This window comes from Allofournierella massiliensis (assembly GCF_964241245.1).
GTDB classification, from domain to species: domain Bacteria; phylum Bacillota; class Clostridia; order Oscillospirales; family Ruminococcaceae; genus Allofournierella; species Allofournierella massiliensis.
Genome location: NZ_CAXSWZ010000016.1, coordinates 22,781 through 48,019 on the forward strand (window position 1 = coordinate 22,781; position 25,239 = coordinate 48,019).

28 protein-coding genes and 2 pseudogenes are annotated in these 25,239 nt (G+C 47.2%); 12 read left to right on the forward strand and 18 right to left on the reverse strand.

The window, feature by feature from the left end:
- Nucleotides 1-66 precede the first annotated feature (66 nt).
- A complete protein-coding gene (locus ACESYO_RS09720; RefSeq protein ID WP_373209894.1) occupies nt 67-342 on the forward strand; it encodes a hypothetical protein in 276 nt (91 codons plus the stop codon).
- Nucleotides 343-430: 88 nt separating this feature from the next.
- On the opposite strand, the gene ACESYO_RS09725 is transcribed toward ACESYO_RS09720, so the two are convergent.
- Both ACESYO_RS09725 and ACESYO_RS09730 read right to left on the reverse strand, forming a co-directional pair.
- On the reverse strand, nt 431-1,729 hold the full coding sequence (locus tag ACESYO_RS09725) for a tyrosine-type recombinase/integrase (protein WP_002586625.1): 1,299 nt from the start codon (nt 1,727-1,729) through the stop codon (nt 431-433).
- A 107-nt stretch (nt 1,730-1,836) separates the two neighbouring features.
- The gene (locus ACESYO_RS09730; RefSeq protein ID WP_225363674.1) at nt 1,837-2,511 is read right to left on the reverse strand and encodes a helix-turn-helix domain-containing protein; all 675 of its coding nucleotides are present in this window, start codon (nt 2,509-2,511) and stop codon (nt 1,837-1,839) included.
- A 172-nt stretch (nt 2,512-2,683) separates the two neighbouring features.
- Between ACESYO_RS09730 and ACESYO_RS09735 the strand changes: the two genes are divergently transcribed.
- Together ACESYO_RS09735 and ACESYO_RS09740 are read left to right on the forward strand one after the other, a co-directional pair.
- Complete coding sequence (locus ACESYO_RS09735; RefSeq protein WP_002586623.1) at nt 2,684-2,899, forward strand: helix-turn-helix domain-containing protein; 216 nt, start codon at nt 2,684-2,686, stop codon at nt 2,897-2,899.
- A 258-nt stretch (nt 2,900-3,157) separates the two neighbouring features.
- Nucleotides 3,158-4,570 carry a MobA/MobL family protein gene (locus ACESYO_RS09740; protein WP_225363507.1) on the forward strand — a complete coding sequence of 471 codons (1,413 nt, stop codon included), beginning with the start codon at nt 3,158-3,160 and terminating at the stop codon, nt 4,568-4,570.
- A 53-nt stretch (nt 4,571-4,623) separates the two neighbouring features.
- Here ACESYO_RS09740 and ACESYO_RS09745 read toward each other — a convergent pair whose 3' ends face one another.
- The 3 genes from ACESYO_RS09745 to ACESYO_RS09755 form a co-directional block, all read right to left on the reverse strand.
- A complete protein-coding gene (locus ACESYO_RS09745) occupies nt 4,624-4,767 on the reverse strand; it encodes a cysteine-rich KTR domain-containing protein (protein ID WP_373209893.1) in 144 nt (47 codons plus the stop codon).
- Between the two features lie 64 nt (nt 4,768-4,831).
- The gene (locus tag ACESYO_RS09750) at nt 4,832-6,055 is read right to left on the reverse strand and encodes a MalY/PatB family protein (RefSeq protein ID WP_373209892.1); all 1,224 of its coding nucleotides are present in this window, start codon (nt 6,053-6,055) and stop codon (nt 4,832-4,834) included.
- A gap of 201 nt (nt 6,056-6,256) precedes the next feature.
- A complete protein-coding gene (locus ACESYO_RS09755; protein ID WP_058964338.1) occupies nt 6,257-6,748 on the reverse strand; it encodes a flavodoxin family protein in 492 nt (163 codons plus the stop codon).
- A 141-nt stretch (nt 6,749-6,889) separates the two neighbouring features.
- On the opposite strand from ACESYO_RS09755, the gene ACESYO_RS09760 reads away from it, so the two are divergent.
- On the forward strand, nt 6,890-7,267 hold the full coding sequence (locus tag ACESYO_RS09760) for a winged helix-turn-helix transcriptional regulator (RefSeq protein ID WP_058964339.1): 378 nt from the start codon (nt 6,890-6,892) through the stop codon (nt 7,265-7,267).
- Nucleotides 7,268-7,500: 233 nt separating this feature from the next.
- On the opposite strand, the gene ACESYO_RS09765 is transcribed toward ACESYO_RS09760, so the two are convergent.
- The 7 genes from ACESYO_RS09765 to ACESYO_RS09795 all read right to left on the reverse strand — a co-directional run bounded on the left by ACESYO_RS09765 (nt 7,501) and on the right by ACESYO_RS09795 (nt 14,222).
- Nucleotides 7,501-9,612 (reverse strand): heavy metal translocating P-type ATPase, encoded by a 2,112-nt coding sequence (locus ACESYO_RS09765; RefSeq protein WP_373209891.1) that lies wholly within the window; start codon nt 9,610-9,612, stop codon nt 7,501-7,503.
- Between the two features lie 58 nt (nt 9,613-9,670).
- The gene (locus ACESYO_RS09770) at nt 9,671-9,943 is read right to left on the reverse strand and encodes a DUF6110 family protein (protein ID WP_058964341.1); all 273 of its coding nucleotides are present in this window, start codon (nt 9,941-9,943) and stop codon (nt 9,671-9,673) included.
- 171 nt (nt 9,944-10,114) lie between these two features.
- A complete protein-coding gene (locus ACESYO_RS09775) occupies nt 10,115-11,035 on the reverse strand; it encodes a helix-turn-helix domain-containing protein (RefSeq protein ID WP_373209890.1) in 921 nt (306 codons plus the stop codon).
- 42 nt (nt 11,036-11,077) lie between these two features.
- On the reverse strand, nt 11,078-11,443 hold the full coding sequence (locus tag ACESYO_RS09780) for a metal-dependent transcriptional regulator (RefSeq protein ID WP_058964343.1): 366 nt from the start codon (nt 11,441-11,443) through the stop codon (nt 11,078-11,080).
- A gap of 267 nt (nt 11,444-11,710) precedes the next feature.
- A complete protein-coding gene (locus tag ACESYO_RS09785; protein ID WP_132587392.1) occupies nt 11,711-11,887 on the reverse strand; it encodes a FeoB-associated Cys-rich membrane protein in 177 nt (58 codons plus the stop codon).
- Complete coding sequence (feoB, locus tag ACESYO_RS09790) at nt 11,887-13,893, reverse strand: ferrous iron transporter B (RefSeq protein ID WP_373209889.1); 2,007 nt, start codon at nt 13,891-13,893, stop codon at nt 11,887-11,889. The genes ACESYO_RS09785 and feoB overlap by 1 nt, the downstream gene beginning before the upstream one ends.
- A 116-nt stretch (nt 13,894-14,009) precedes the next feature.
- Nucleotides 14,010-14,222 (reverse strand): FeoA family protein, encoded by a 213-nt coding sequence (locus ACESYO_RS09795; RefSeq protein WP_058964345.1) that lies wholly within the window; start codon nt 14,220-14,222, stop codon nt 14,010-14,012.
- 258 nt (nt 14,223-14,480) lie between these two features.
- On the opposite strand from ACESYO_RS09795, the gene ACESYO_RS09800 reads away from it, so the two are divergent.
- Both ACESYO_RS09800 and ACESYO_RS09805 read left to right on the forward strand, forming a co-directional pair.
- Entirely contained in the window at nt 14,481-14,867 is a 387-nt protein-coding gene (locus ACESYO_RS09800) for a metal-dependent transcriptional regulator (protein WP_058964346.1), read from the forward strand.
- A gap of 101 nt (nt 14,868-14,968) precedes the next feature.
- Nucleotides 14,969-15,559, forward strand: coding sequence for an SAM-dependent methyltransferase (locus tag ACESYO_RS09805; protein ID WP_373209888.1), 591 nt, complete (start codon nt 14,969-14,971; stop codon nt 15,557-15,559).
- 142 nt (nt 15,560-15,701) lie between these two features.
- Here the strand turns inward: ACESYO_RS09805 and tnpA are convergent, their stop codons facing one another.
- The 3 genes from tnpA to ACESYO_RS09820 all read right to left on the reverse strand — a co-directional run bounded on the left by tnpA (nt 15,702) and on the right by ACESYO_RS09820 (nt 18,775).
- Nucleotides 15,702-16,181, reverse strand: a complete 480-nt coding sequence (tnpA, locus tag ACESYO_RS09810) for an IS200/IS605 family transposase (RefSeq protein ID WP_058966558.1) — start codon at nt 16,179-16,181, stop codon at nt 15,702-15,704.
- Between the two features lie 336 nt (nt 16,182-16,517).
- Nucleotides 16,518-18,389, reverse strand: a complete 1,872-nt coding sequence (locus ACESYO_RS09815) for a heavy metal translocating P-type ATPase (RefSeq protein WP_373209887.1) — start codon at nt 18,387-18,389, stop codon at nt 16,518-16,520.
- 110 nt (nt 18,390-18,499) lie between these two features.
- Complete coding sequence (locus tag ACESYO_RS09820) at nt 18,500-18,775, reverse strand: metal-sensing transcriptional repressor (protein WP_058964350.1); 276 nt, start codon at nt 18,773-18,775, stop codon at nt 18,500-18,502.
- 263 nt (nt 18,776-19,038) lie between these two features.
- Between ACESYO_RS09820 and zupT the strand changes: the two genes are divergently transcribed.
- Nucleotides 19,039-19,842 (forward strand): zinc transporter ZupT, encoded by an 804-nt coding sequence (zupT, locus tag ACESYO_RS09825; protein ID WP_058964351.1) that lies wholly within the window; start codon nt 19,039-19,041, stop codon nt 19,840-19,842.
- Nucleotides 19,843-19,974: 132 nt separating this feature from the next.
- Entirely contained in the window at nt 19,975-20,154 is a 180-nt protein-coding gene (locus tag ACESYO_RS09830) for a hypothetical protein (RefSeq protein WP_132587393.1), read from the forward strand.
- Nucleotides 20,155-20,335: 181 nt separating this feature from the next.
- Here ACESYO_RS09830 and ACESYO_RS09835 read toward each other — a convergent pair whose 3' ends face one another.
- Nucleotides 20,336-20,785 (reverse strand): zinc ribbon domain-containing protein, encoded by a 450-nt coding sequence (locus tag ACESYO_RS09835; RefSeq protein ID WP_087181181.1) that lies wholly within the window; start codon nt 20,783-20,785, stop codon nt 20,336-20,338.
- A gap of 431 nt (nt 20,786-21,216) precedes the next feature.
- On the opposite strand from ACESYO_RS09835, the gene ACESYO_RS09840 reads away from it, so the two are divergent.
- The 4 genes from ACESYO_RS09840 (at nt 21,217) to ACESYO_RS09855 (ending at nt 23,938) form a co-directional block, all read left to right on the forward strand.
- Entirely contained in the window at nt 21,217-21,849 is a 633-nt protein-coding gene (locus ACESYO_RS09840; protein ID WP_373209886.1) for an L-2-amino-thiazoline-4-carboxylic acid hydrolase, read from the forward strand.
- Nucleotides 21,816-22,295 carry a hypothetical protein gene (locus tag ACESYO_RS09845; RefSeq protein WP_373209885.1) on the forward strand — a complete coding sequence of 160 codons (480 nt, stop codon included), beginning with the start codon at nt 21,816-21,818 and terminating at the stop codon, nt 22,293-22,295. Before ACESYO_RS09840 ends, ACESYO_RS09845 begins: the two co-directional genes overlap by 34 nt.
- Before the next feature lie 88 nt (nt 22,296-22,383).
- Nucleotides 22,384-22,902, forward strand: a complete 519-nt coding sequence (locus ACESYO_RS09850; RefSeq protein WP_242868386.1) for an ABC transporter permease — start codon at nt 22,384-22,386, stop codon at nt 22,900-22,902.
- 223 nt (nt 22,903-23,125) lie between these two features.
- Entirely contained in the window at nt 23,126-23,938 is an 813-nt protein-coding gene (locus ACESYO_RS09855; RefSeq protein WP_373209884.1) for a class I SAM-dependent methyltransferase, read from the forward strand.
- A 73-nt stretch (nt 23,939-24,011) separates the two neighbouring features.
- On the opposite strand, the pseudogene ACESYO_RS09860 reads toward ACESYO_RS09855, so the two are convergent.
- Nucleotides 24,012-24,439, reverse strand: a pseudogene (locus ACESYO_RS09860) (transposase); the annotation flags it as partial.
- 228 nt (nt 24,440-24,667) lie between these two features.
- Nucleotides 24,668-24,796 (reverse strand): annotated as a pseudogene (locus tag ACESYO_RS09865) (IS200/IS605 family transposase); the annotation flags it as partial.
- Nucleotides 24,797-25,239 lie beyond the last annotated feature (443 nt).

The following is a 25,239-nucleotide window of genomic DNA, read 5'->3' on the forward strand; positions in this document are numbered from 1 at the left end:
ACGGCTTCTTTGACCTCTATGTGCTATAGTATGACCATGAGAAGCGTCGAAAGAGGTGCAGCTATTATGATGCAATCAAGCCATATTGCGGCAGAAAGAATTCATCCAACGCAGGAAAGCCAGCTTACAAAGCATACCATATTTTCTTCTCAAAGCCTCCTGTTTTCTTCTTTCACAAAAGGACTCTCTGTTTATTTCGGGAAACATCCTTTGGCGTTCTGGGCTGCTGCCCTGTGGGGAATGCCCATCGCACTTGTGTGTTTATTGGCAACCGCTGCTTTTTTCTTAAATATCGCACTTGCTAAATTGAATTTTAACTATCTAATCCTCAAAAACCATTGATTTTTCAAGGCTTCACGCCTGTTTTTCATTCAAACCTTATCTGTTTGCCCTTGTTTTTGCCCTTACGAGCCGAAACAAGGGCAACTTTTTATTCCCCGCCGACCACCTTATCCAGCAGCCTTGCGGAAGTGCGCTTCGCTTCCCTTGTAGAGTGAGCGTAGATGTTCATTGTGGTACTGACATCGGAGTGTCCGAGAAGTTCCTGCACATCTTTCGGCTTTGCGCCGCCGGAAAGCAGATTGCTTGTGTAGGTGTGACGGAGCGTGTGGAAATGGAAATCTTCAAGCCCTTTCACTTTCTTCTTTGCCGCCCTGCACATAATCCCTACCGTACTCGGCGCTTCATACGCCCCGTCTGCTCTCAGGCAGACAAAGGAGATTTCCTTGTAATCCTCCGGGACTTCCTCTGTCCTTTGCAGGCTGTAAACCTCATAATAGGTGCGCCCTTTTTCCTTTACTTCTTTGTAGTAGTTCAGGTGATAAAACTCCCCGTAGCGGAAACGGTTTTTGCGCTGTTCTGTTCTCGCCGCCCGCAGGATTGCCGCCAGCGTGTCGCAGAAATCAACGGTGCGGACTTTGCTCCGTTTTGTCGTTCCCACTTCGGTTGTGTGCCTTGTTCCGTTATAGCGCATGCTTCGGCGTACCGTGAGATATTGTTCCTCAAGGTTAATATCCTGCCAAGTCAAGCCGCATACTTCCCCGATACGAAGCCCCGTGTAGTACGCTATCTGCACAGGCAGCAAGGCGGGATTATCTTTTGCCTTGAGAAATTCCTCCAGCTTTTGGAACTGTTCATGGGTGATAGTAGGAATACTGGAAGTATCTTCCTCACTGTCCGAGAAAATATCCGTTTCCTGCTTCCTGCCCCTCAGCTTCACATACTGCATAGGGTTAAAGGTAATCAGTTTTTTCGGGAAAACCGCAAAGCGGAAGGAATTTTGCAACACCGCCGAGAACAGGAGCATATATCCTTTGCTCATGGGCTTTGAAGTTGTCCCGTCCGGGTTTGTCCCACCGTAGCTCAGAAAATCAATGAACGCCTGCAAATGGTCGGCGGTCACGGTTTTCAGCTTGCGTTTGCCAATGGGATATTGCTTGATACGGTTGACCGTTCCCTGATAGGACATGACCGTCCCGTTGCTTAAGTTGCCGGGTTTCAGTTCTTCCTCTACCCACATATCCAGCATATCGCCTACCGTGATGTTTTCCGCTTTCCCGACAAACTGCTTTTCCTCATAGTCCGCTATCGCTTTGCGGAGCATGGCTTCTGTTTCCGCCTTGCTCTCTGTGCCTGCAAACTCTTTCTGCACTTTTCTGCCGCTTTCATCTTCAATATAAAAGCGTCCGTACCACTTTTTGCCTTTCTTTCTTACAGAACCTTTTGCCATAGATAAAAAACTCCTTTCTATCCGTGGCAATCGGGACTGTGACATATGGTGTGCGTAAAGTAATTGTGTCACTTCCGCCAGTGAAAGTCAACTGGCGTCTTTACTTGTCAAGGTGCCACGGAATTTTCTTTTTCGGAAAGCCTTTCTTCGGCTTCCTCCACTATCCCGAAAAGTGCGCCCATCGACATTCTTGTGCGCCCCTCATCGTGGATATGTAAAATCCCGTCTAAAAACCGTTTCATATCCTCAATCGGTACTTCCATCTTCTTGCGGTATACCTGTTCCATGATTGCCCCGGACTCTATGGCGTACCGTCCAAGAGACTCTTTCAGCCCTTTGTCCTCCGCCACACGGTCAACTTCCTCCATAGCATCAGCAAAGTAGCAGGTCATAACCGTATACAGGTCAACCATCTTGCCGAGAAATGTCGTGAGAAGCTGCTGGTGCGGCTCGCCCTTTACTGTATAGGAAACTGTGTCCAGATATTTCCTGATGTGTTCCTCAATATCCCGCTGGCAAAGAGTATAGGTGTCATATTCCTTATCATCGGAAAGACCTGTCAGCCATTCGGGAGTTGTGAGCAACGCTTCCGCAAGACCGTTGATAACCATTGTGCGCTTCGGATCAACTCCGTCCGCTTCATACCGCTGAATGGTGGATTTGTTCACGCCTACACGCCTGCCAAGTTCCGGCATGGTAATGTTTAACTCTGTGCGGCGTTCCTTAATCCTCCTACCGACCTGTTTTGCGGTGAATGTGGTTTCTTTTTTCAAGGTGTTCACCTCCTGACTGGTATCAGTATAACACGCCGATACTTATTTTGCAACCTTTATCTCAATGAAAGTTGTAAACAAACTATGAATGGTTGCAAAATAGGTTGACAAGAGATGGCAGAATAAGTATAATGATAAAACAGTAGTTGCAAAATGAGTATTCTAAAAGGAGGTTGATAGAATGAGCGCAGTCAAAATGGGACTTACCATAGAGGAAGCCGCAGAATGTACGGGTATCGGCAGGAACACCATGCGGAAGCTGGTGGAATGGGGAAAGCTGCCCGTCCTCAAAGTGGGGCGCAAGACCATTATCCGCAGGGACACGCTGGAACGGTTTCTGACGGTCAATCAGGGAAGAAATCTTCTGAAGCCCGATGATGTCCGCAGAGTGGAATGACCATCCATTCTCTTTTCGGAAAGTAACCCTAAGCCCTCGGCGTTTGAGAGCGAAATACACCCCTCGCACAAATCTTCGATTTGTACTCCGGGTATTTCGCCCTTGCAGGGGGCTTCCGTATCAACCGCCTGCGGCGTATGATACGGGGCTGTCACCGCTGCCGCAGCGACAGCCACAACCGTAAACGGTTGCAAAAAAAGGACGCACCTTGACAACAGAAAACGGAGATGATGTATGCCGAGACACAGTTTTATCCAGATGTCAAAACTGCCCAATGTCAAAGGGCGAATATCGTATATTACAAGCCATGCAAGGCAGGAAAATCTCTATGCCACCTACCGCACCGCCGACAGCACCTTTTGGAGCAACCTTGCAAGGGAAAGCCAGCAGGAGTTTCAGCGCAGCGGCACAGAGGGCAAATGTATCGAAGCAAGGGAACTGATTATCGCCTTGCCCGAAATCTATACGCAATACGAGCCGCAGCAGGTACTCACGGACTTTACAGAGGAGTTCCGCAGGCGGTACGGTGTGGAGTGCGTGTCCGCCCTCCACCACAACAAGCGCAAGACAAATTATCATATCCATCTGATTTTCAGCGAGAGGAGGTTGCTCCCCGAACCTGATGTGAAGGTTGCTTCCCGCAGCGTGTTCTTTGACGAGACTGGAAAGCGTGTCCGCACCAAAAAGGAAATCACGGGGGAGGACGGGCAGATACGGAAAGGCTGTACCGTCATCAAAAAAGGCGAGGTATACGAAAGCCATCTGTTTACTACCAAAGATACACGCTTTAAGGGAGAGCCTTTTCTCCGAGAGATAAAGGAAGTGTATACAGAACTTATTAACTGCCATATCTCCGATCCTGAGCAGCACTTAAAGGTATTTGATAAAAACAGCGTCTATCTTCCGGCCAAGAAAATCGGCAAAAATAATCCCAAAGAGGACGAAATCAAAGCCGATAATGCCGCAAGGCAGGAATGGAACAGGACAGCGGATATGGCGTTATTATCAGGTATCTCCGAAGCAAAGATTTTAGAAGTCAAGCAGACAGAGATACACGAAAAGGCGAGCCAGTCTATCAAAAGCAAGGGCTGGCTGCCGGGTCTGTTCCGCAGTATCGTAAACAAGGCTAAGGACTTCCTGCAAAACTTAATCCGTGAACACGATATGCCGCCGAAGCCTGTCCTTGAAATAGATATGGCAGAGTTCCGTACCATGCAAAAGCTGATGATAAAGGCGCAGGATAAGGCGAAAGAAATCCGGCATTTGCAGGATACGGTACTTCCGAAGCTGAAACAACAGCTTGCCGATACAAAAGGGATTTTCAAGGGTAAGGAGCGCAAGGCGCTCACAGAGCAGATACAGCGGACAGAAAAGGAAATCGCTGAAAAGCTGGATAAACTGCCCGATGTTCTGAAAGAGGACGGTTATCCCGATGTGCAGGCGTACATGGCAACCTACCGTAAGGCGGAGGCTGTTGTGGAGCAGTTCAATCGTGACCTTGCCGCATGGGAGCAACAGGTCAGGGAAAAACAGAAACCCGCCAAAAAAGAGCAGGCAAAGCCGCCTGAACGAGAGAGCGTGCTGAAACGCCTGCGTCAGCTTCAGGCGGAGGGTAAGCAGAGAAACCAGCCGAGACAGAGAAAGAAATCCTTTGACAGAGACAGCCGATAGGCACGAAAAACCGCCGCTATGGTATCACCCATGCGGCGGCATACATAAAAATCTTATTTGTGTTCTGCAAGCGTGACTTTCATATCCTGAGCATTGATGCTTGTTTCCTTTTTGCACTTCGGACAGTAGAGAGGGAAGTTTCTTAATTCTGTATCTTCCCGTATCATTGTGCGAGTTTTATTGCCGCAGATAATCATTCTGGTCGAACCAGTACAACAAAGTGGTCGCTTTTTCATTCCAAAAGGATGATTGGGTCTTCACTCAAGCATTGAACACATAACGATCCAATCGTTCCATCGCTTCTTTTACTCGGCTCAAGGGAAGAGCGAGATTCAGTCGAGTCGCACAGGGGCCATGGAAAATACGGCCATCCTGCCAGATTACACCCACCTCAATTCCAGCGCGCTGTACCTCTTCGATGGTTTTCCCATGCTTCTCACACCATTTGGTGCAGTCCAGGAACAGCATGTAGGTTCCATCCGGCTTGGAAACTTCAACGCCGTCGAAGTGATCTCGGATATAATCACAGGCAAAATTCACATTTTCCGTGAGAACCTGATTCAACTCGTCAACCCATTCATAACCTTCCGGTTTGTATGCGCCCAGCAGTGCATGCATGCTCAGCACGTTCATATCGTTATAGTGAGGGAGCGAGGACTCTTTGCGCACTCTATCCCGCAGCCACTTGTTGTAAATGATATGGTAGCTACCCACCAGACCAGCCAGGTTAAAGGTCTTGCTGGGTGCGTACACTGCTACCGTATTCTGACGTGCCCACTCGTTTACCATCTGCGCAGGAATATGCTTGTGTCCGTTCAAAATCAAGTCGCTCCAGATTTCATCGGAAACAACTTTGACATCGTACTTTTCAAACAGTTCCATGGCCTTTTCCAGCTCCCAGCGCTCCCACACACGGCCGGTGGGATTATGCGGAGAGCAGAGTACGGCAGCATGAATGTTTTGGGTGCGCAGTTTCTCTTCCATGTCCTCGAGATCCATGCGCCATACATCATTCTCATCCTTTTTCAAAGGGCTGAGTACCATATCAAAGCCGTTGTTGGTCATGCTGTTGGTAAAACCAATGTAGGTAGGAGAATGCAGCAATACCTTATCGCCCTTAGAGCAGATCACATTCAGCGCGCTGATTACGCCACCCAGAACACCGTTTTCATAACCGATGCACTCTTTGGTCAGACCGGTCACGCCATTGCGTTTTTCGTGCCAGGTGATAATGGACTGAAAGTATTCTTCTGTCGGATTGAAATACCCATAGGCCGGATGCTTTGCACGCTCAATAATGGCTTCGGGAATAGTGGGGACTGTAGGGAAGTTCATGTCCGCCACCCACATAGGAATCACATCGAACCCTTCGCGGATCTTTACGCCATCTCCGCAGAGAAAACCAATCCGAACACCGGCCTCCACATCCATTGCGATAGCATCTTTGCCGTTGCGGTCGATGATCGAGGTAAAATCGTACTTCATTGTTATCCAACTCCTAATTATATATTGCTTCTCAACGGATACCGGAGTTTATTTGCCGACATCCATCGGAGTATGCGATTTAAAATGCTGTCCAGCCGCTCTCTGTGAGCAGATACAAGATCACAAAGGAAAGGGCTATAACCGAAATCATCCAAAAAGTGCCGAATCCCCCGAAATGCTGCGGGAATTCGGCACTTTTGCTTATTTGGAAGAAATCTGCATCGCCTGCTCTGCCATACGTTTTCCGTAAATCCGGAACAGTTCGGCGAAGGAGTCCAGATCCGGACCGATGGCTACCGGTCCCAGATGGATTACAGGCATTCCCTTGGCCTGACCGCTGGAATAGACCATCATGCCGTCCACCATCAGATGAGTGAGGATGCACTGAATGGCCAGATCACCGCCGCCATGAATAAAGGCCGCCGTAGCATAAGCACCACCCAATTTTCCTGCCACATTTAACTTGACCGGAGCAGATTCCAGCCAGGCTTTCATGCGGGCAGTAAGATAGCCGTTATAGGTAGGCGTACCCACGATCAGGGCATCGCTTTCTTTCACATATGCTTCGTCAATGGACTCAATAGAAAATGCTTTGGCCTCAGCTCCAGCAACCTGTGCAACACCTTCAATGATGTATTCAGCCATCTTGGCAGTGTTTCCAGTCTTGCTGTCGTAGACAATTGAGAGTTTCATAGTAATCCCCCTTGATAAATTATCAATACATGGTATGATTTCTGTATCTACTTTCATTATATGGAGAGAAAGCAAATTGACAAGAACGCAGTTTTTTTGTATATGGTATACTTTTTCGTATCTGGGGAGGATTATTGAACTATGAAAAACCAGGTTGAGATTTGCCCGTTGCGGCTAGCGATGGATATTATAGGCGGAAAGTGGCGGCTGAGTATTATCTGCCTGCTGAAGGACGGCCGACCTATGCGCTATAATCAGATCAAACGCGGAGTGCCTGGTATTACCAATGTAATGCTTTCCCAATCTCTGAAGCATCTGGAGGAATATGGGATTCTGCATCGGGAACAATACAATGAAGTTCCAGTTCGGGTAGAATACCAGTTGACAGATAACGGGAAAACCCTGCTCAATGTATTGAGTGGACTCAGCGATTGGGGAAACCAGTACATCGACCGCCATCAGGAGTATCAGTCACACTGTGCAGAATGTCTTTTTCGGGAAGCTGCGGAGTCAAAATAAACTAAAATTCCCAAAGCGTTTCGAAGATGATTTTGACGGATCTCCTTCTTTGGGCAAGAGACACCAAAACAGAACCGATCCGCAACAATCTGACTTCACTGGCTTCTCGCAATTCCCGTCAGGTGTGTTACCACATCCAAAGCTTCGTCCGGCTATTCACCATACGCAATGGTATAACCCCTTTCTCATATGTGCTTATTTCGCAGGTACCGCCTGTGGCCACCGCTTTCACATTAATCACCACTTATGATTGTATCCACATTTTTCTGTACTTTCGGCAATGGACTCATGCTTCTCAAACTTACACCCAATGTGGACAAATTATGTAACGTAGCGGAAGTCGCTGGCGGCAAAATGCCCATTACCCCCAATGCGATAAGTGCACCATTAAATCCAATCACAAAACGATAGTTAGAATGTATCCGCCGCATCAGTTCCATCGCAACATGACGCAGCTCTACCAGCTCCCAAAGACTATCAGCAGCAATGGTAATATCTGCAATTTCTCGGGCCAATGCCGCACCATCGCTGATGGCAATTCCTGCATCCGCCTCGGAAAGCGCGGGAGAATCATTGATTCCATCCCCTACCATTAAAACCGTATGTCCTTCTTTGCGCAAGCGTGCGACAAACTCAGCCTTATCTGCAGGCAATACCTCTGCTCTGAACTCGTCCACACCTAACTGAGATGCTATGGCAGCTGCTGTACGTTGACTGTCGCCGGTAAGCATCACTGTTCGTTTAATTCCCATATTTCGCAATGTACGAAGCACTGCGGTGGCCTCTTCTCGCAGAGGATCAGAGATACAGAGCACAGCCGCCAGTTGCCCGCCTATCGCCAGGAACAGATGGGAGTATTCTTCCGGCAGCATGGCGAATCGTTCCTGCTCTCCTTCTGGAATTTTGCATTTCTCATCTTCAAAAACGAAATGTGCACTACCGATCAATACACGCTTACCATCCACTGTACTCACAATGCCGTGAGCCACCAGATATTCCACTTTTGAATGGAATTCCTCATGGGTCAGCCCCTGTCGTTTTGCCTCTTCCACTACTGCATTCGCCATGGAATGCGGGAAATGCTCTTCCAGACAGGCTGCAAGACGAAGCATGTCGGTTTCTTTGTTCTCTCCAAAGGGAATGACCTTTGCTACCCGGGGACAAGCATGTGTAAGGGTACCTGTTTTATCGAAAACAACGGTATCTGCCGCAGCTACCGCCTCCAGGAATTTTCCTCCTTTAACTGTAACATGAGCCCTGCCAGCCTCTCGCATAGCAGAGAGAACCGCCAAAGGCATTGCCAGCTTTAGCGCACAGGAAAAGTCCACCATCAAAACCGACAAAGCACGCGCTACATTGCGCGTTAAGGCAAAACTCAACAGACTGCCGAAAAAAGTGTAAGGAACCAACTTATCCGCCAGATGAGTCGCCTTGCTTTCAGCTGCCGATTTCATCTGCTCGGATTGTTCAATCATATGTACAATCTGATCGTAGCGACTTTGTCCGGATGCTTGTTTTACTTCCAGAACGCATTCGCCTTCCTCCACCACAGTGCCCGCATAAACAGCACTCTCGGCTCGTTTGGCAACCGGTATGGACTCTCCGGTAAGCGAAGCCTGATTAACAGTTGCTTCCCCTTCCAGAACAATACCGTCCATAGGGATGACGCTTCCTGCGCGCACAACAATTGCATCTCCCGGCCGCACTTGAGACACTGGAACCAGTACTTCTCCCTGCGCCGTACGAAGCCAAACCCGATCAACATTGAGTGACATACACCGGGCCAGATCCTCCATGGATTTTTTTCGGGTCCATTCCTCGAGCAACTCTCCCACTTCAAGCAGAAACATCACCGCTCCGGCAGTACCAAAATCTCCTCGGAAAGCAGAAATCGAAATCGACAGAGCATCCAATAAATCCACTTTGATTCGCCGCTGTAATAGGCAGCGCAAACCACGTCGCACAAAAGGAATCATATGCCAGAGAATTCGAGCAATTCGTAATGGGGACGGCAAAAACAACGTGCAGGCTGCCTTCATCACAATTTTGCCCACTAATTTTTCTTCAAATTCCCGGTTCAAGGCACGACTGCTGTGAACTGGCAAACTCACATTCTTTTCTGCATCTTTCCAGGAAAAACGACGAATATCGTCCAAAACCGCCTGCCTGTCTCCACTATAATACGCAATTACAGAGCAGGTGCGTTCATGGACAGTGATCCTCTTTGCCCAGCCCCTACTCTGCAGCCAGGCTTCCAACTGATCTGCCTGTTCCGGAGTCATTCGCCTTTGCTGCAGTCTGATACGGATTCGGCCACGACTCTCGTACAAGATTGTTGCATTCATGAGTTATCCTCCTTCATGAAAAAAGGGAGCCGCGTGGGGGCGGCTCCCTCTGCTGATGTCAGGCTTCCACGTCTTCCACTTTGGCTGCTGCATTCTCTTCAGCTTCCTTAGCGGCGCGCTCTTCATTGAGATCTTTGGCAGAGGCAAGAATGTCGGCTGCATTCTCCTGCACATTAGTAACCGTTTCCATTACGGAATCTTTCATGCGCAATCCTGCAGCAGTTGCATGCACATATACGTTTTTCGCATCTTTGCTCGCCAGAAGCTTGACTCCGAAAGAGCCAAACAGAGCACCGCCCACAAAGCACGCCAGTTTAGAGTACATTCCCATTTTAGTTCTTCCTTTCTATCATTTCCGCTTGTAGCCCGTGACCATAACCATGATCATGCAAATTACTGCACCCCAGGCCCAGAAACGATGTTGTTTCACTGAGATCACTCCTTTTGCATCAAGATGGTGTTGAGTGTCCAATTATTATACATGGGCCTTCTCTGCCTGTCATTATTGAAACGGACACCTTGTTATGGTTTTTGACATTTTTTTAAATTGTCCCGGCGTAACGCCATAATGCTTTTTAAAAACCGTACTGAATTGACTCATACCCTCGTATCCGACTTCTTGTGCAATTTGGTAAATAGGCTGATCCGTACAGCAAATCAATTCTTCGGCTCTCCGCATACGTAATTCCATCAGCCAGCGGTGAATAGACATTCCGTGTATGCGACGAAATTCCGCCTTCAAATAGGTAGGCGAAACAGAAAGCATTCTGCTTAATTGAATTATGGTGATCTTCTCAGATAAGTGCTCCTCCATATATCGTTTGGCATCCAATACACTTCGGCACATACGCCTACTTTCTTCAGCCCGATCATTACCGCTTTCTCCGCAATTCCTTGCAGACAGAACATACAACAGTTCCAAAGATTTCAAAAAGCAATACTTTCCGGCCGCTTCCTCAGGCATAAAGTCCAAGAGCTCAAACAGGGACTGTGTCCAGCTATTGTTAACGATTATTATACTCTCGGGCCACTCCCTCATTTCAGATTTTAATTGTTCCAGGTCTAATTTTAAAATATCGCAGAGAGAAAAAAATTGTTTACTAATTCGGCAGTTATCGATTGCTACCAGAATTCCTTGCATGTTTTTGCTGATATTGATCGAAGTATACTCTGTCATATTAGTCAAAAGCAGAACATTTCCTTTTACCGCCCTGTACGGAATATCGTTCGCACGCTGTATGATGATTTCGCCTTCCGTGCAAAAGAGAGCTTCAACAAACCCTGGAGTTTCCTCCATAGGAAAAGGGAGTACAATTTTATCGGATATTCCTGCCCCTTTAAACCGACAGATGTAAATCCCTGGTATATCATCGAGCCGGACTGCACTTGCCTGTATATCCTTCTTCAGACATTCAATTAACATACCCCGTCCTCATTTCCAAATAAGTGCAAAACACTCAGTCACTTAATCAGGATCTCTGACCAGCGATTGCAAAGCCAAAAAACTCTCTTCTCCAAGCCCATGCTCCATTTTGCATGCATCTCTGGAAGCGATTTCTTCATCAACTCCAACCATAACCAACAACTCATATAGTACTCGATGCTTGGCCTCCACTTTTTGCGCCAATTTTATCCCCTTCTCGGTCAGATAAATATTTTTGAGGTCATCCTGATATACCAGCCCCTCTTCCGAAAGAATTCTAATCGACATCAATGCCGTAGGCCGGGACACAGACAAACACTTAGCTATCTGACAACAACGAACCTTTCCCTTTTGTGACAGCTGGTAAATAGTTTTTACATAGTCTTCTGTGGCACGTTTGCTTTTCACAAAACCTCCCGTCCTTCTCCTCTTTAATTTATAGCCGCAGGATTCATCAGAAGCCCATGCGGTTAGTTCAAACTAACATCAAGGTAAAAGCAATAGTTAGTATCGGCTAACTATTGCCATGGTATCATTTCTCCATATGACTGTCAAAGCGAAAGCTAGTCTTTTATATTAAGATACAGATATGTTTTCTCTTCGGGTTCTTGTTGTGATCTTTCTAAGAAAAGCTGCGGCTCCCCCTATTGGAGAACCGCAGCTTTTTGTCCTGTATTACTTATGTTTATGCGCACCGCAGCTGCAATGGGAACCATTCTTTTTTGCATTGCATGCCGAACAGCCATCCGGACACCCAATACATTTCTTTCCGCTTTTTTTTGCTTTGTAAACATAAAAAGCTGCTGCTGCAACAATCACCAAAATGATTGCGATTAAAATGTAATCAATCATTACGCATTTGCTCCACTCAGCGCATATTCACGCTTCAGGTCCTTCTCAGTCTTCGTGCACAGATAAACCAGTACAGCAGCAAAAGCAACCACTGCAACCAAACCAGGGATAAAGCCTGCGCCCACCGAACCAGTGGTAATCAGGGTACCGATTTGGTATACGAGATAGCCCACAGTATAACCGGTACCCAGCTGCAGACCGATGCCAGCCCAAAGCCACTTGGCGCTCTTCATCTCAGAATTCATGGCACCAATGGCGGCAAAGCAGGGAGGCGTGTACAGATTGAACATCAGATAGGCCAGAGCAGCCACCTTGGTAATGGCGATAACACCCGCCACCTCAGCGCCGGCGCCTTCCATCATTTCCAGCGCATCGGTGTCAATGAGGTTCTCAAGACCCACAAAGCAGACAGCCAGAGTACCCACCACGTTTTCCTTGGCGATGAAGCCGGTGACAGCGGCGGCGGCCAGCTGCCAGCTGAGGACGCCAACAATGGGAATCAGCAGATAGGCAAAGGGGTGGGCAATGGAGGCCAAAATAGAGCTATCGGCAGTTTCGGCCACAGCAAAACTCCAGTTGAAGGTCTGCATGATCTGCACAGCGGTGTTGCACAGCAGAATGATGGTGGCGGCCTTTACGATGTAGGCCCAGCCCCGGGCACACATAGCTTTCAGGGCAAAGAGCAGAGAGGGAACTTTATACTCGGGCAGCTCGATGATGAAGAAAGACTTGCGGTTCTTGTAACCGGCAATTTTGTTGACCAGCAGAGCACCCAGGAAAATCAGAACGATGCCGGTGAAGTACATGGTAAAACTCACCCAGCCCGCATCGTCAAAGAATGCGCCGGCAAAAAGGGCGATCACGGGGATCTTTGCGCCGCAGGGCATGAAAGGAGTCAGCATAGCGGTAGCACGGCGCTCACGCTCGTTGCGGATGGTACGGCTGGCCATAACGCCGGGGATGGCACAACCAGTACCGATAACAAAGGGAATGACCGATTTGCCGGAAAGACCTACCTTTTTGAAGATGGGGTCCAGAACCACCGAAACGCGGGACATATAGCCGCAGTCCTCCAGCAGCGCGATCAGGAAATACATGATCATAACCAGAGGCAGGAAGCCCACGACAGCGCCCACACCGCCGATGATGCCGTCGGCCAGCAGCGCGGTCAGCAGAGGATTGGCGTCAGCCAGCAGCACCTCGCCGACGTAGCCCTGGAAGGTCTCGATCCAGGCCACCAGCGTGTCCGCAATCAGCGGACCCACCCAGACCTGCGAGATCTGAAACACCAGGAACATGACCACGGCAAAGATGGGAATGCCCAGGAACTTGTTGGTCAGCACGGCGTCAATGGCGTCCCCCGTGCCCTTGTCCTTGGTGAGGACCTTCCGCTTCTCCACCTGGGAGACCAGGGAATTGACAAACGCGAAACGCTTACGGTCGGCTTCCTCCACAACCTTCTTGTCAGTCAGATCAATGTCGCCCTGGACATAAGGAGCTCTTTGGATTTTACCGCTTTGTGCAACAGCGGCATCCACTACGGCCTTCAGCCCTTCCGCGGCGGTGGAGACGGTCTCTACCACGGGACAGCCCAGTTTGGCGGAGAGAGACGCTACATCAATGACGGTCTGCTTTTTTGCATTGATATCGCTCTTGTTCAGGGCGACCACCACGGGGATGCCCAATTCCAGCAGCTGAGTCGTGAAAAACAGGCTGCGGCTCAAGTTCGTGGCATCCACAATATTGATAATAACATCCGGATGCTCGTTCCGCACATAAGAACTGGTAATACTCTCTTCAGAAGTAAAGGGTGACATGGAGTAGGCACCGGGCAGATCCACCGCAATCAGTTCTTCGGTACCGCTGAAATACGCTTTCTTAATGGGATGTTCCTTCTTTTCTACCGTAACACCAGCCCAGTTGCCCACCTTTTCATTTCGCCCAGTCAGAGCGTTGTACATGGTGGTCTTGCCGGAGTTCGGGTTGCCGGTCAAGGCAATACGCATGGTAAGTTCCTCCTCTATTATGTTTTCGCTATTTTTTATCACAACACACGGCGGTTGTCTTATGCTAACCGACATGTGCAGCAACCTATGCCTTCTATGGACTGGGCGAGGCAATATCAGATTAGAATTGCCTCGGCCAGTTGATTATCGATATTGTAGCGCCCGTCTTTAATAGAAACAACGCAGCCACCTTTCAAGTGGGAGATCACCGTAATCGGCTCTCCTTCATAGCACCCAAGAGAAAATAAAAACGCGTTCAATTCCTCATCATCCGTATTAATTTGCCGGACGAAATACTCTTTTCCTTCCAAGGCATCTTTCAAAGTCATTCTTCTCACCTGTCATCAAAATATCAGTTAGCATAAAGCAACCAGTGTACGATAAAAAATGGTTAGCATCTTCTAACCGGTCTCCCAAATAATACATCATCCTTCTTACGTTGTCAAGGTGAAATCAAAACAAATTTCGATGAATCAAAACAACATGAATTTCGATGAATCAAAACAACATGAATCAATTTGAATCTTGATGGCTGTTTGTGGTATAATAAAAAAATTTGATCAACACACAGACAGGGGGGGGTCCCTATGGCGATTCATGAATCCGGTCAAATGTATCTGGAAACGATTTATATTCTCTCAAAAACAAAAAGCCTTGTGCGCGCCATTGATGTTGGGGAGCATTTGGAATACTCGAAACCCAGCGTCAGCAGAGCTCTGTCCATTCTGAAGAAAGACGGATATGTTCTGGTGGATTCAGATGGTGCAATCAAATTGACGAAAACCGGTCTGGAGATTGCGCAAACGATGTACACGCGTCATACCGTCCTTTCTGAGATGCTGATGCGCTTAGGTGTAGATGAAAAAACAGCAACGGAAGATGCATGTCGAATCGAACATGTGATCAGTGCAGCATCCTTTTCTGCAATTCAGCAACACGTGAAGCAGTCTTTGGAAAAAAAGGCGAAGGAATAGCCCATGAACATCACTCATTCCTTTTTACGTGAAAATATGATGGGCCCAAACGCCTGGGCACTCGCCGAGGAACTCACGTGCAATTTGCCCATAAAAAAGGAATGCGAATTCTGGATTTAGGATGTGGCCGAGGTCTTTCCTCCATATTTTTAGCCCAAAAATATGAAGCCGAAGTCTTTGCCGTCGATTTATGGATTTCATCCAGCGATAATTATGTCAGATTCCAGAAAAAAGGCGTAGCGCAACGGACGATTCCGTTGCAACTCGATGCCACCAAACTTCCATTTGCGGAAAACTTTTTTGACGCAGTGGTCAGTATAGATTCCTACCATTATTTCGGTAACAACAATACTTATTTTGAAAAGATACTGAAGCCCACTTTAAAAAAGGGAGCTATGGTAGCATTCGCTTTTCCCGGCATAAAAAAAGAACTCCATGAGAATATTCCAGAAGAAATGAAGCTACTATGGGATAACGACGCATTACAAATGTGGCATTCCATTGACTGGTGGAAGCCTAAATTTGAAGCACACCTCGAAAACTTTAATATCAGCGAAATGGATTGTTTTTCCTGTGCATGGAATGACTGGCTTACCTGTGACAACCCATACGCCGCTGAGGACCGTTTAATGCTTGAAGCTGATCGCGGTCGATTTATGAATTTAATAAAACTCACCGGTACCATTCGTTAAAATAGTCAAAACCACCGGCTGAGCCGGTGGCTTGAGTAAGCCCTAGAAGGGCATAATACTAGCAAAGCCCCTTAAGGGGCCACGAATGGGTCTGCCAACTGCATTCCTGTCTCGTGGCAGGCCCCTCAAGGGGCCCTTTTATTTACGCCTTAGTTTCCTTGCTACCCGTAAACGGGTCCACGAACTCCTTAAGGCTCAACTGATCGGCAATCTGGTCCTGTTGCAGTTGATTTTTAATGTACTCTTGGATTTTCTTTTTGTTCTTTCCTACCGTATCCACGAAGTATCCCCTGGCCCAGAAATGCCGATTTCCATACTTGTACTTTAAATTCGCATGTCTGTCGAAAATCATGAGGCTGCTCTTTCCCTTGAGATATCCCATAACGTAAGAAATGCTGTACTTCGGCGAAAAACTTATCAGCATATGGATATGGTCCGGGCAGGCCTCTGCTTCAATTATTTCAATATCCTTTTGCTCGCATAGTTTGCGAAGTATCTGACCAATATCTTTTTTGATTTGGCCATAAATCACCATTCTCCGATATTTCGGTGCAAACACTACATGGTATTGACATCTCCATGTCGTATGGCTTAAACTATCTACGTCTTTGATATTTTTCATTTCAAAGATAAACCTCTCTGTTCCTAGAATGTGGTTGGCAAACCCACACTCTATTCTACGGGGAGGTTTCTCTTTGTCTAGGGCTAAAGCCGTTTTTATTCCACCAGCTTAGCTGGTGGTTGTCGCTCGCTCAAGCTACCCAAAGCAATAAAAGAAGTCGGACAGCATAACCGCCGTCCGACTTCTTTTATTGTATTCTCTCAGGTAACAACTCATCCATTCGCTATCTCTCTGGCTGCAAGAGACAAACCGCTCGATATTTCGTCACGTATCTTCCCTCTCACAATCCAGAGCCGATAATTTCAGAACACTTTACTAGCAGACAGTCTCTTTTTATTAAGATTTCTTCCATCGAAGCAGTAATGCAGAATTGGCAATCACAACAACAGATCCAGCATTGTGAACCAATGCACCGACAACCGGCCCTAGTATACCAGTAATAGCCAGGGTAATTGCCAGAAAGTTTAACCCCATAGAGAAGGCAAGATTCAATTTGATTGTTTTCATCATCTTCTTGGACAGTGCCAGTAAATGAGGAAGCTCTTTTATCTCGTCATCCACCAACGCGATATCTGCGGCATCCACTGCAATATCGCTTCCTATTCCTCCCATGGCAATTCCCACATTGGCCTTTTTGAGTGCCGGCGCATCATTGATGCCATCCCCAATCATGCACACGTCATTTCCGGCCGCTTGAAACTCTCCGATCTGTTTCAATTTGTCCTCCGGCAAACAATTTGCGTGGATTTCCTGAATCCCCACCTGTCTGCCGATTACATTGGCTGCATTTGGATGGTCTCCAGTAAGAAGCACAGGCTGAATACCCAATTCACAAATTTCACGAACCATACTGGCGCATTCCTGTCGCACCGTATCAGACAATACAATGTAACCCGCCAGGATTTCGTCAACGGAAACATAAATAACTGTCCCGCCTTCCAGAAGATATTTTCCCACCGCTGCAGCGACAAAATGAGAAATCGGAACATCCTTCAGCAACTTTAGATTACCAGCTTTTACAGTCTTTCCATTTACGAGTGCTGTCACTCCTTCGCCAGGGAGCATAGTAAATTGCTCCGCCAGTGCTATAACAGCATTCGATTGCTTCTTATAGCAGGAAGCAATCGCTTTCCCCAGGGGATGCTCGGAAAGCTGTTCAGCGGCGGCAGCATAAGCATAAACTTCCTGCTGGGTAAAATCCGAAACACTATCCACTGCCGTAACCTTCGGAGTTCCACATGTCAGGGTTCCGGTTTTGTCAAAGGTGATCTTAGATACGTTGGCAAGGCGTTCCAAAGCATCTCCTTCCCGCACCAAAAATCCATGCTTCGTGGCATTGCCGATGGAAGCCATAATCGCTGTAGGCGTAGCCAGTACTAGCGCGCACGGACAGAACACAACCAAAATAGTTACCGCACGAATAATTTCTCCAGTAAAGAACCAGGTCAGTGCAGCGGCACTCAGTGCAATGACAACAATCCAAGTCGCCCATCGATCTGCCAGCCCAACAATTTTGGCTTTCTCCGCATCCGCCGACTGTACCAATCGGATCATTCTCTGAATGGAGCTGTCATCACCAACCTTGGTCGCTTTCATTTCAAACGCTCCAAACTGATTAACAGTACCGGAAGAAACCTCATCGCCAATAACTTTATCAACAGGCAGGGATTCTCCTGTCATAATCGCCTGATTAATAGAGGTCTGCCCAGACACGATTACACCGTCCACAGGAATCGTTTCTCCTGGTAAAACACGAATTCTATCACCGACCACTACCCGTTCGGCCGGGATTATCTTCGCCCCGTTCTCAGTTAGGACTCTTGCTGTCCGTGGAGTAAGATGAATCAGTTTCTCAATCCCTGCTCTGGCTTTGGAAACCGTTAACTCTTCCAGCAATGCGCCCAACTGCATGATAAAGGCAACCTCGCCAGCCGCAAAATTTTCCCCAATCAAAACAGATGCAACAAGAGCAAGGGATACAAGAACATCTGCTTTGATATCAAAGGCGGTAACAAGTCCGATAATAGCCTCCAAAATAATAGGAAGCCCACACAGGATGATTGCTATCCAGGCTGCATCAAAAGGAAGGGGTATAAGATCAAAAATGCTGACAACCAGAGAGGCCCCGCCAAGCAGCAAACAGATAATATCTTTAGTGATTCCTCCCCACTCCAGAAATCCTTCCAGTTTTTCTATCAACGCCTTCATAGTATACCTTCTTTCCATACCTACCGGGGTATAACGCCATTATACGTATAGGGGTATAGGTTTGTCAAGGGAAAATAAAAATAGCGACCTATGACGGCCGCTGTCTAATTTTATCTCATATTAGCAAAACGCTCGACTGCTTTTGTGAAGTTTTCGATTGTTTTATCTGCGTCACCGTGCTCAATGCCATCTCGAACACAATGCTTGATATGTCCCTCCAGAACGACTTGGCCAACTCGATGCAAAGCGGATTTCGCCGCATTGATCTGGGAGAGAATATCCTCGCAGGCCACATCTTCATCGACCATTCTGTCAATTGCCTGAACTTGCCCGATAATTTTCTTTAAGCGACGGTGTAAGTTTTCTGCGTCCATACATTGTCTCATAGATACACCTCCATACCATTAGGGGTATATGCAATATGATATGTCATCTTCATTTCATTGTCAATAAAATCGCTCTGTGAATTTCATCTGATAGAGTCTTTTATGCTGAGACCACCTTGTTCTTATCCTGCAAAGGAACAGATAAGATCGCAAATACATTTAAACATATCCCGTTTTGTAAATGTCAACCATTGACATGCTATATTCAAAGTGATAAAATCAAGTTAGTTAGTCATGCCTAACCAGCTTGAAGGAGGTATTCTTTGGATCATACCGTTTTACTCGCCCTTTTTCTTACGCTGCTAGCTGGACTTAGTACCGGAATCGGCAGCTGCATCGCATTCCTCAGCCGACACACCAATCGCAAGTTCTTGTCGATTTCTCTGGGCTTCTCTGCTGGTGTCATGATTTACGTCTCATTGATCGAGATATTTTTCAAAGCACAGGATGCACTGATCACCGAGATGGGCACTCGACTAGGCAGCTGGATAACGGTTGCAGCTTTTTTTGGCGGTATGCTGGTGATTGCGATAATCGACAAACTGATTCCAGCTGCAGAAAATCCACACGAAGTAAGACTCATGGAGGACTCGGAGACGGGTTCCATACAGCCTGAGCGTTTGATGCGTATGGGTGTTTTCACTGCGCTTGCAATCGCTATACACAACTTCCCGGAAGGCCTTGCCACATTCGTTTCGGCTTTGCAGGAACCAAAAGTAGCCATCCCCATTGTTGTAGCCATTGCAATTCATAATATTCCGGAGGGAATCGCAGTGTCCGTTCCCATTTATCAGGCCACAGGTTCACGGCAAAAGGCCTTTTATTATTCTTTCCTTTCAGGACTCGCAGAGCCCTTAGGCGCTCTTCTTGGCTGGCTGGTTCTGTGCCCCGTTATGAGTGCCTCTGTATTTGGGATCCTGTTTGCCGGCGTAGCAGGTATCATGGTGTTTATTTCCTTTGATGAACTTCTTCCGGCTGCCCGGGAATATGGCGAGCACCATCTATCTCTCTACGGTCTTATTTCAGGCATGGTCGTTATGGCGATCAGTCTATTACTGTTTTTGTAAAAGTCCTACCGTGAAGCATACAGTTTTACAAATTATGTGCTTGATCCAATAACAGCTATCCTTTATCTAAGCTCAAGCATAACTTTAGTTTCAGAGCAAAAATACTATGAGTTATAAGTAAGGAGTGTTTATATGTTTGAATACAAAGGTATCCCCATGGTCAATATTCCGGTTCCTGCGGAAAAAGTGGATTTGTTTCATTTTGACCCCTTTAATCCTGATGGTCACTGCCGCTGTGGGCACGATGGAAATCACGGTTGCCGAAAGTGTTGTCATAAGCATGAAAGCAACGCGAACGAAGCGTCCCAATGATTCTACATCGTTTGGAGACTGCTGTGAATAAAATGCTTTCCTGACAAATTGCTTTTCTGCTGTGTTCAGGGCTATAAAACAATAACTTTAACGCAAATACAGAAGCGCAGACATTGTCCCCCTAATGCCTGCGCTTCTGTATTTTCACACCAATGATATCGTATTTTCCTCATAGGAATGTTCATGTCTCTGGCTTTTTCCAATGGCTCAACTTCGACAGCCGCTCTTCTAAATAGACTCTGACCTGGTCCGGTGACCATGTCTCATTGGACATATGACTCTCCAGGAAATTCAGTAGTTCGTTAAGGCTTGTGTAAACAAATTTTCCGTCTGCATAGCACCACTTACAGTATGTTTCATTGAAGGAACCATCCGGCTCCCGACTAATGTTGGTGTCCTCCAGCGGCATGCCGCAGCATTGACAGACCAACTGTCGAGGCGAGCCCAACAGCGTATTAATGGACACATCAAACAGCCTGGAAAGCAGCTTCAGAGTTTCTGTATTGGGCACTGTTTCGCCAGTCTCCCAACGGGAAACCGCCTGTCGGGTCACATGGACCTGCTGCGCCAGCTGCTCTTGGGAGAGTCCGTGGTTAGTGCGTAGTTCCAGAAGAATTTCTTTTGTATCCATGTCAATCACCACCTTACCTGGATTGTACCACAGCAGGAGCCAAAAGCAAAGCAACCATCCGTTGCTCTACCCCTGTTCCCACAAACGAACTAACAAGACATATGTATACTTTAAGTTGGATTTGACGACTTCTGTCGTTGCGGTCACAGCGAAATCGGAAAAAACGCACCCAAACCACTCACTGCGATGAATTTATTGAAAATTACTGGACAGATACCATCCGTTTTATAATAAAAATATCCGGTGGTGAGCGACAGCAGTCATCCATTACAAAGGCCCCTGTCGAAAAAATCCCCACTTGTTCTTGGTGACAAAAACTCAACAAAGCGATTGATTGCAACGCAAGAATGCAGTATAGTAAAATCAGTTAGCAATGGGCAACCACCAGTTGAAGATGTCGCGGTACTATACAGGGATACGGAGGCGGTAATATGCATGCGTATTATCAAAAAAGCAAGAATAAACTTCAGCGGGAAATGAACAATTATCTGAAACTTATCAAGCCTGAACTGGAGGAGATTTTCCGAAAGCCTTATCCCCAGATTTTCGCTGAGGTTTGGGAGTATTACGAGCAGGAGATGCTGGAGCATTTTCCTTTTATCGGCGGCGACAGAAGCAGCGGCACCAAAAATCTAACTGGCTGTATGTTCTTTATTGCCATTGGTGTTGTGGGAAAACGATACGGTCTCTCCATCCAAGACTGGGGACGTTTGTCCACCACCCTCTATGAGCGGTACTTTGACAGAGTTCCCCGACCGTTGCGCCGGCTGATTGGCGGAGTGTTCAACCATTGCCCCGGTCTTGTCAACAATGCCTTGCGTCGAAAAGACAGAAAGAATGCGGAAAACGCCGCAAGAAATCCAGGAGGCTTTGTAACACAGACCATGACCCCCACAGAAGAGTACCCCGTCATCTATCACAACCAGGTTTGCCCCATCTATGAGTTTTGCAAAGCGAGAGGCTACATGGAGTATCTTCCTTACATGTGCAATCTGGACTATGTAATGTTCCATGCCTTTGGTGTTGCTCTATGGCAGCTTACTTTAACCTGCTTGCCGGGTTGACAGCACTGTATTGTCCCAGGCTGATGTTCCCTTGTTATCCCCCCGCCATCATCAAGGCGGCGAAAGAGCCGCCTACCGCGACAGAAAAACGTTCTTACTGGCTTTGGATCTGTTTCGGAGAACTTCTGCCCCTTCTTATTTATGGTGCGATTAGTACTTTGGATGGCGGGACAACAGGATTCTGGCATCTGACCCTGACCGGGTATATCCAGTGGATGATGGTCAATTTCTGTGATCTGCTCTTCCTGGATTTCTGGCTGATCCAAAAGAAGGCAAAACACCGGTTTGTCATTCCCGGTACGGAGGGACATCCTGATTATACATTCAAAAACTGGATGAGGAATTACGCTCTGCCGGAGCACCTTCTTCAATGGCCGTTTTTGATGTGTCCCATCCTGGCAGTGGCTCAAGCGGGACTGGGGCTGCTTCTCAATATATTTTGGTGAACTGTAAGAATTGAGGCGCACAAGATATCCGGATGTACTGTTTTTTGACACCGTTCGGGAGGTCTTGGGCTTTTGCCGACGAGCGGCAATGATCATTCTGAAGATGGAAATGGAGATGATTCAAATACTACTGATCGAAGGCGTTTTCCTGTGTATCGTGTTTTGGGGCGTTTGCTGGCTTGGTACCGGGAGCGATGAGAAAAACATCCGTAATTTCTCGTCTTATCCGCGTGCAGTGCAGAAGATTGTATCCACCCGTCCGGAGCTGGCAAAAAAAATTCTGCAACGGAGTCCTGTGGCCGTCTTCACAAACAATCTGCTGCTGTTTAGCTTTCTACTGTTTGCGCTGGGAATTTTTACTCGCCAGGAAAACTTTGCAGGAAACTTTTTAAACGCCTTGCTTTTGGGGCAGGCGCTGAATCTGTTTGATTTATTAGTAATCGACCTAATCTGGTGGCGACACACCCAGCGAGTGCGGTTCACCGGCACGGAAAATCAGCCGGAGCTGTACGCTGATCCGGGAAAGCACATTTCATCTTTTCTGCGTGGAATTGTGATGTTTCTGCTTGTTGCGCTCATCGATGGCTGTTTGCTCTCTTTGTTTTGAGAGGAAAATCTTTATGATGCTTACAGCACTCGTTGGCTCTGTTCCACAGTAACTTTTACGGTCAAGAGTGGTACCACCTTCTCTCCGGCTTACAAAGCGTAATCAGGTTGATCTGTCGCCTAATTCACGGCGGTGATGGACCGGACCGGCGGGCATTTGGCGCGGACGGATGAATATTCAAATTAATTACAGAATTCATCAAAACTTAAACAGGAGGATAACCATGTCTAAGTTGGGTATTGTTGAGGACACACTGTTTGTCCCTATGCTGGGAAGAATCTATGCCAGTGAGCATTGCCAGCAGATCTTATTCGACCAAAAGGCGCTGGAGCTGAAGGAAAAGCTGCCGTCCAGCCTGCTGAAGGCTGGACGGCAGAGCCAGTATACCTTGCTGGCCTCCGCCGTCCGATCCTCCAATATGGATCGAACCGTTCAGGCCTTTCTGGAGCGCAGTCCGGACGGCGCGATTGTTCAACTCGGCTGCGGCCTGGAGACAGCTTATTATCGCTGTGACAACGGGCATACACACTGGTATGCTGTGGATCTGCCTCATGTGATGGAATATCGACGGAAGCTGCTGCCGGAGCCGGAGAGGGAAACCTACCTTGCCGGAGACGCCTTTGCAGAGGACTGGATCAGACAAGTTCGCGCCGATGTACCAAATGCGCCGATTCTGGTCACTGCCGGGGGGCTGTTCCATTATTTTGAGGAGGCCAAGGTTGTATGCCTGTTGCAAACACTGCAGCAATATGGAGAGATAACGCTTATTTTTGATACTGTAAACAAAAGCGGCATGGCTATGATGCAAAAAAAATACATGAAGCAGTTGGGCCATGCCGATGCGCAGATGTTTTTCTATGTAGATTCGGCAACGGAGCTGACCAAAAAAATCGGCGGTAAAGTCAAGGTTCTTGCGGAGGAACCATACTATTACCACATCCCCAGGAATGGTCTGAAATTGTCTACAAAAATCAGCATGACAGTTTCTGATGCTTTGCGCATGGTGAAAATGATACAGCTGAAATTGTTAAAGTGAGGAAGCAACAATGAATATCACAGAATTTCGTCAAAAATATCCGGCAGATATATTTGTATTGCCTATTAGCATGAAGGCACTTGTCTTCAACTACCAGTTTGACTTCATTTAGACCTCGGCCACGCACCCACTGGAAGAAATCGGATCCAGCCGGCCTTGTCATCTCTCTCTCGGCTGCGCAAGAATCTCGCGATAGCCATCCTAGTTTACCCCCATGCCTACATTTTCAAACTCTCCGCCCCAGTTGCGGCCCAGGTAGATCCCATACACATAGACATGGGACAACGTCCGCTTTGCAGAGTATGGTTCCTCTCGTTCCTCAACATAGACGTACACTTTCTTGTTCAGTTTTCTGATAGTCTAAGCGATACTTCGCTTGTCCATAGGGCCTCGGTAATATCTCTCCACATGCCGCATAGATACTCCTGCCAGATACATTGCAATGAGAACTTCTTGAACGCTGCTTTCACAACGGCGATACCGCTCAATGATTGTGGTCTCACTTTACCGTATCCATTAGCATAAAGTGATACGACACCGCAATGGAACGAGATTTGTTAAGGGTATTTTTTCCCAATATCATCATTTAGAGTCAAAACCACCGGCTGAGCCGGTGGCTTGAGTAAGCCCTAGAAGGGCATAATACTAGCAAAGCCCCTTAAGGGGCCACGAATGGGTCTGCCAACTGCATTCCTGTCTCGTGGCAGGCCCCTCAAGGGGCCCTTTTATTTACGCCTTAGTTTCCTTGCTACCCGTAAACGGGTCCACGAACTCCTTAAGGCTCAACTGATCGGCAATCTGGTCCTGTTGCAGTTGATTTTTAATGTACTCTTGGATTTTCTTTTTGTTCTTTCCTAGTCTTTGCTATTTTTCATTTCAAAGATAAACCTCTCTGTTCCTAGAATGTGGTTGGCAAACCCACACTCTATTCTACGGGGAGGTTTCTCTTTGTCTAGGGCTAAAGCCGTTTTTATTCCACCAGCTTAGCTGGTGGTTGTCGCTCGCTCAAGCTACCCAACACAAAAACGCTGCTCATGAAACCTATTCTATGAGCAGCGTTTATATGATTTTTGAAGCAAAAGAGAATGGCGTCAGTCCTGCAAAAAAGCACTTTGTCACGAATTCTTGGCATATTTTTTAAGCAGTAAAGAAATTTCATTTCCTACATCTGACGAAGACAAAGACGCCCGTTATACCTATCCATATAGGAAAAGCAAAGATAACGCAGAACGATACCGAGAAGATCAATTAAGGTGCGTGATAGAATCACAAGGGATGCAAGCTCCTTCATTTCTACCAGA

Excerpts from the sequence above, each read along its gene's own strand:
- ACESYO_RS09770 (WP_058964341.1), bottom strand. The coding sequence starts at position 9,943 with ATGGGAATGTACTCTAAACTGGCGTGCTTTGTGGGCGGTGCTCTGTTT.
- ACESYO_RS09755 (WP_058964338.1), bottom strand. The coding sequence starts at position 6,748 with ATGAAACTCTCAATTGTCTACGACAGCAAGACTGGAAACACTGCCAAG.
- ACESYO_RS09840 (WP_373209886.1), top strand. The coding sequence starts at position 21,217 with ATGCATGCGTATTATCAAAAAAGCAAGAATAAACTTCAGCGGGAAATG.
- ACESYO_RS09765 (WP_373209891.1), bottom strand. The coding sequence starts at position 9,612 with ATGAATGCAACAATCTTGTACGAGAGTCGTGGCCGAATCCGTATCAGA.
- tnpA (WP_058966558.1), bottom strand. The coding sequence starts at position 16,181 with ATGAAAAATATCAAAGACGTAGATAGTTTAAGCCATACGACATGGAGA.
- ACESYO_RS09760 (WP_058964339.1), top strand. The coding sequence starts at position 6,890 with ATGAAAAACCAGGTTGAGATTTGCCCGTTGCGGCTAGCGATGGATATT.
- ACESYO_RS09775 (WP_373209890.1), bottom strand. The coding sequence starts at position 11,035 with ATGTTAATTGAATGTCTGAAGAAGGATATACAGGCAAGTGCAGTCCGG.
- ACESYO_RS09725 (WP_002586625.1), bottom strand. The coding sequence starts at position 1,729 with ATGGCAAAAGGTTCTGTAAGAAAGAAAGGCAAAAAGTGGTACGGACGC.
- ACESYO_RS09720 (WP_373209894.1), top strand. The coding sequence starts at position 67 with ATGATGCAATCAAGCCATATTGCGGCAGAAAGAATTCATCCAACGCAG.
- ACESYO_RS09845 (WP_373209885.1), top strand. The coding sequence starts at position 21,816 with ATGGCAGCTTACTTTAACCTGCTTGCCGGGTTGACAGCACTGTATTGT.
- ACESYO_RS09800 (WP_058964346.1), top strand. The coding sequence starts at position 14,481 with ATGGCGATTCATGAATCCGGTCAAATGTATCTGGAAACGATTTATATT.
- ACESYO_RS09850 (WP_242868386.1), top strand. The coding sequence starts at position 22,384 with ATGATCATTCTGAAGATGGAAATGGAGATGATTCAAATACTACTGATC.
- ACESYO_RS09735 (WP_002586623.1), top strand. The coding sequence starts at position 2,684 with ATGAGCGCAGTCAAAATGGGACTTACCATAGAGGAAGCCGCAGAATGT.
- ACESYO_RS09745 (WP_373209893.1), bottom strand. The coding sequence starts at position 4,767 with ATGATTATCTGCGGCAATAAAACTCGCACAATGATACGGGAAGATACA.
- ACESYO_RS09785 (WP_132587392.1), bottom strand. The coding sequence starts at position 11,887 with ATGATTGATTACATTTTAATCGCAATCATTTTGGTGATTGTTGCAGCA.
- ACESYO_RS09830 (WP_132587393.1), top strand. The coding sequence starts at position 19,975 with ATGTTTGAATACAAAGGTATCCCCATGGTCAATATTCCGGTTCCTGCG.
- ACESYO_RS09740 (WP_225363507.1), top strand. The coding sequence starts at position 3,158 with ATGTCAAAACTGCCCAATGTCAAAGGGCGAATATCGTATATTACAAGC.
- ACESYO_RS09750 (WP_373209892.1), bottom strand. The coding sequence starts at position 6,055 with ATGAAGTACGATTTTACCTCGATCATCGACCGCAACGGCAAAGATGCT.
- feoB (WP_373209889.1), bottom strand. The coding sequence starts at position 13,893 with ATGCGTATTGCCTTGACCGGCAACCCGAACTCCGGCAAGACCACCATG.
- ACESYO_RS09795 (WP_058964345.1), bottom strand. The coding sequence starts at position 14,222 with ATGACTTTGAAAGATGCCTTGGAAGGAAAAGAGTATTTCGTCCGGCAA.
- ACESYO_RS09820 (WP_058964350.1), bottom strand. The coding sequence starts at position 18,775 with ATGAGACAATGTATGGACGCAGAAAACTTACACCGTCGCTTAAAGAAA.
- ACESYO_RS09835 (WP_087181181.1), bottom strand. The coding sequence starts at position 20,785 with ATGGATACAAAAGAAATTCTTCTGGAACTACGCACTAACCACGGACTC.
- ACESYO_RS09855 (WP_373209884.1), top strand. The coding sequence starts at position 23,126 with ATGTCTAAGTTGGGTATTGTTGAGGACACACTGTTTGTCCCTATGCTG.
- ACESYO_RS09805 (WP_373209888.1), top strand. The coding sequence starts at position 14,969 with ATGCGAATTCTGGATTTAGGATGTGGCCGAGGTCTTTCCTCCATATTT.
- ACESYO_RS09815 (WP_373209887.1), bottom strand. The coding sequence starts at position 18,389 with ATGAAGGCGTTGATAGAAAAACTGGAAGGATTTCTGGAGTGGGGAGGA.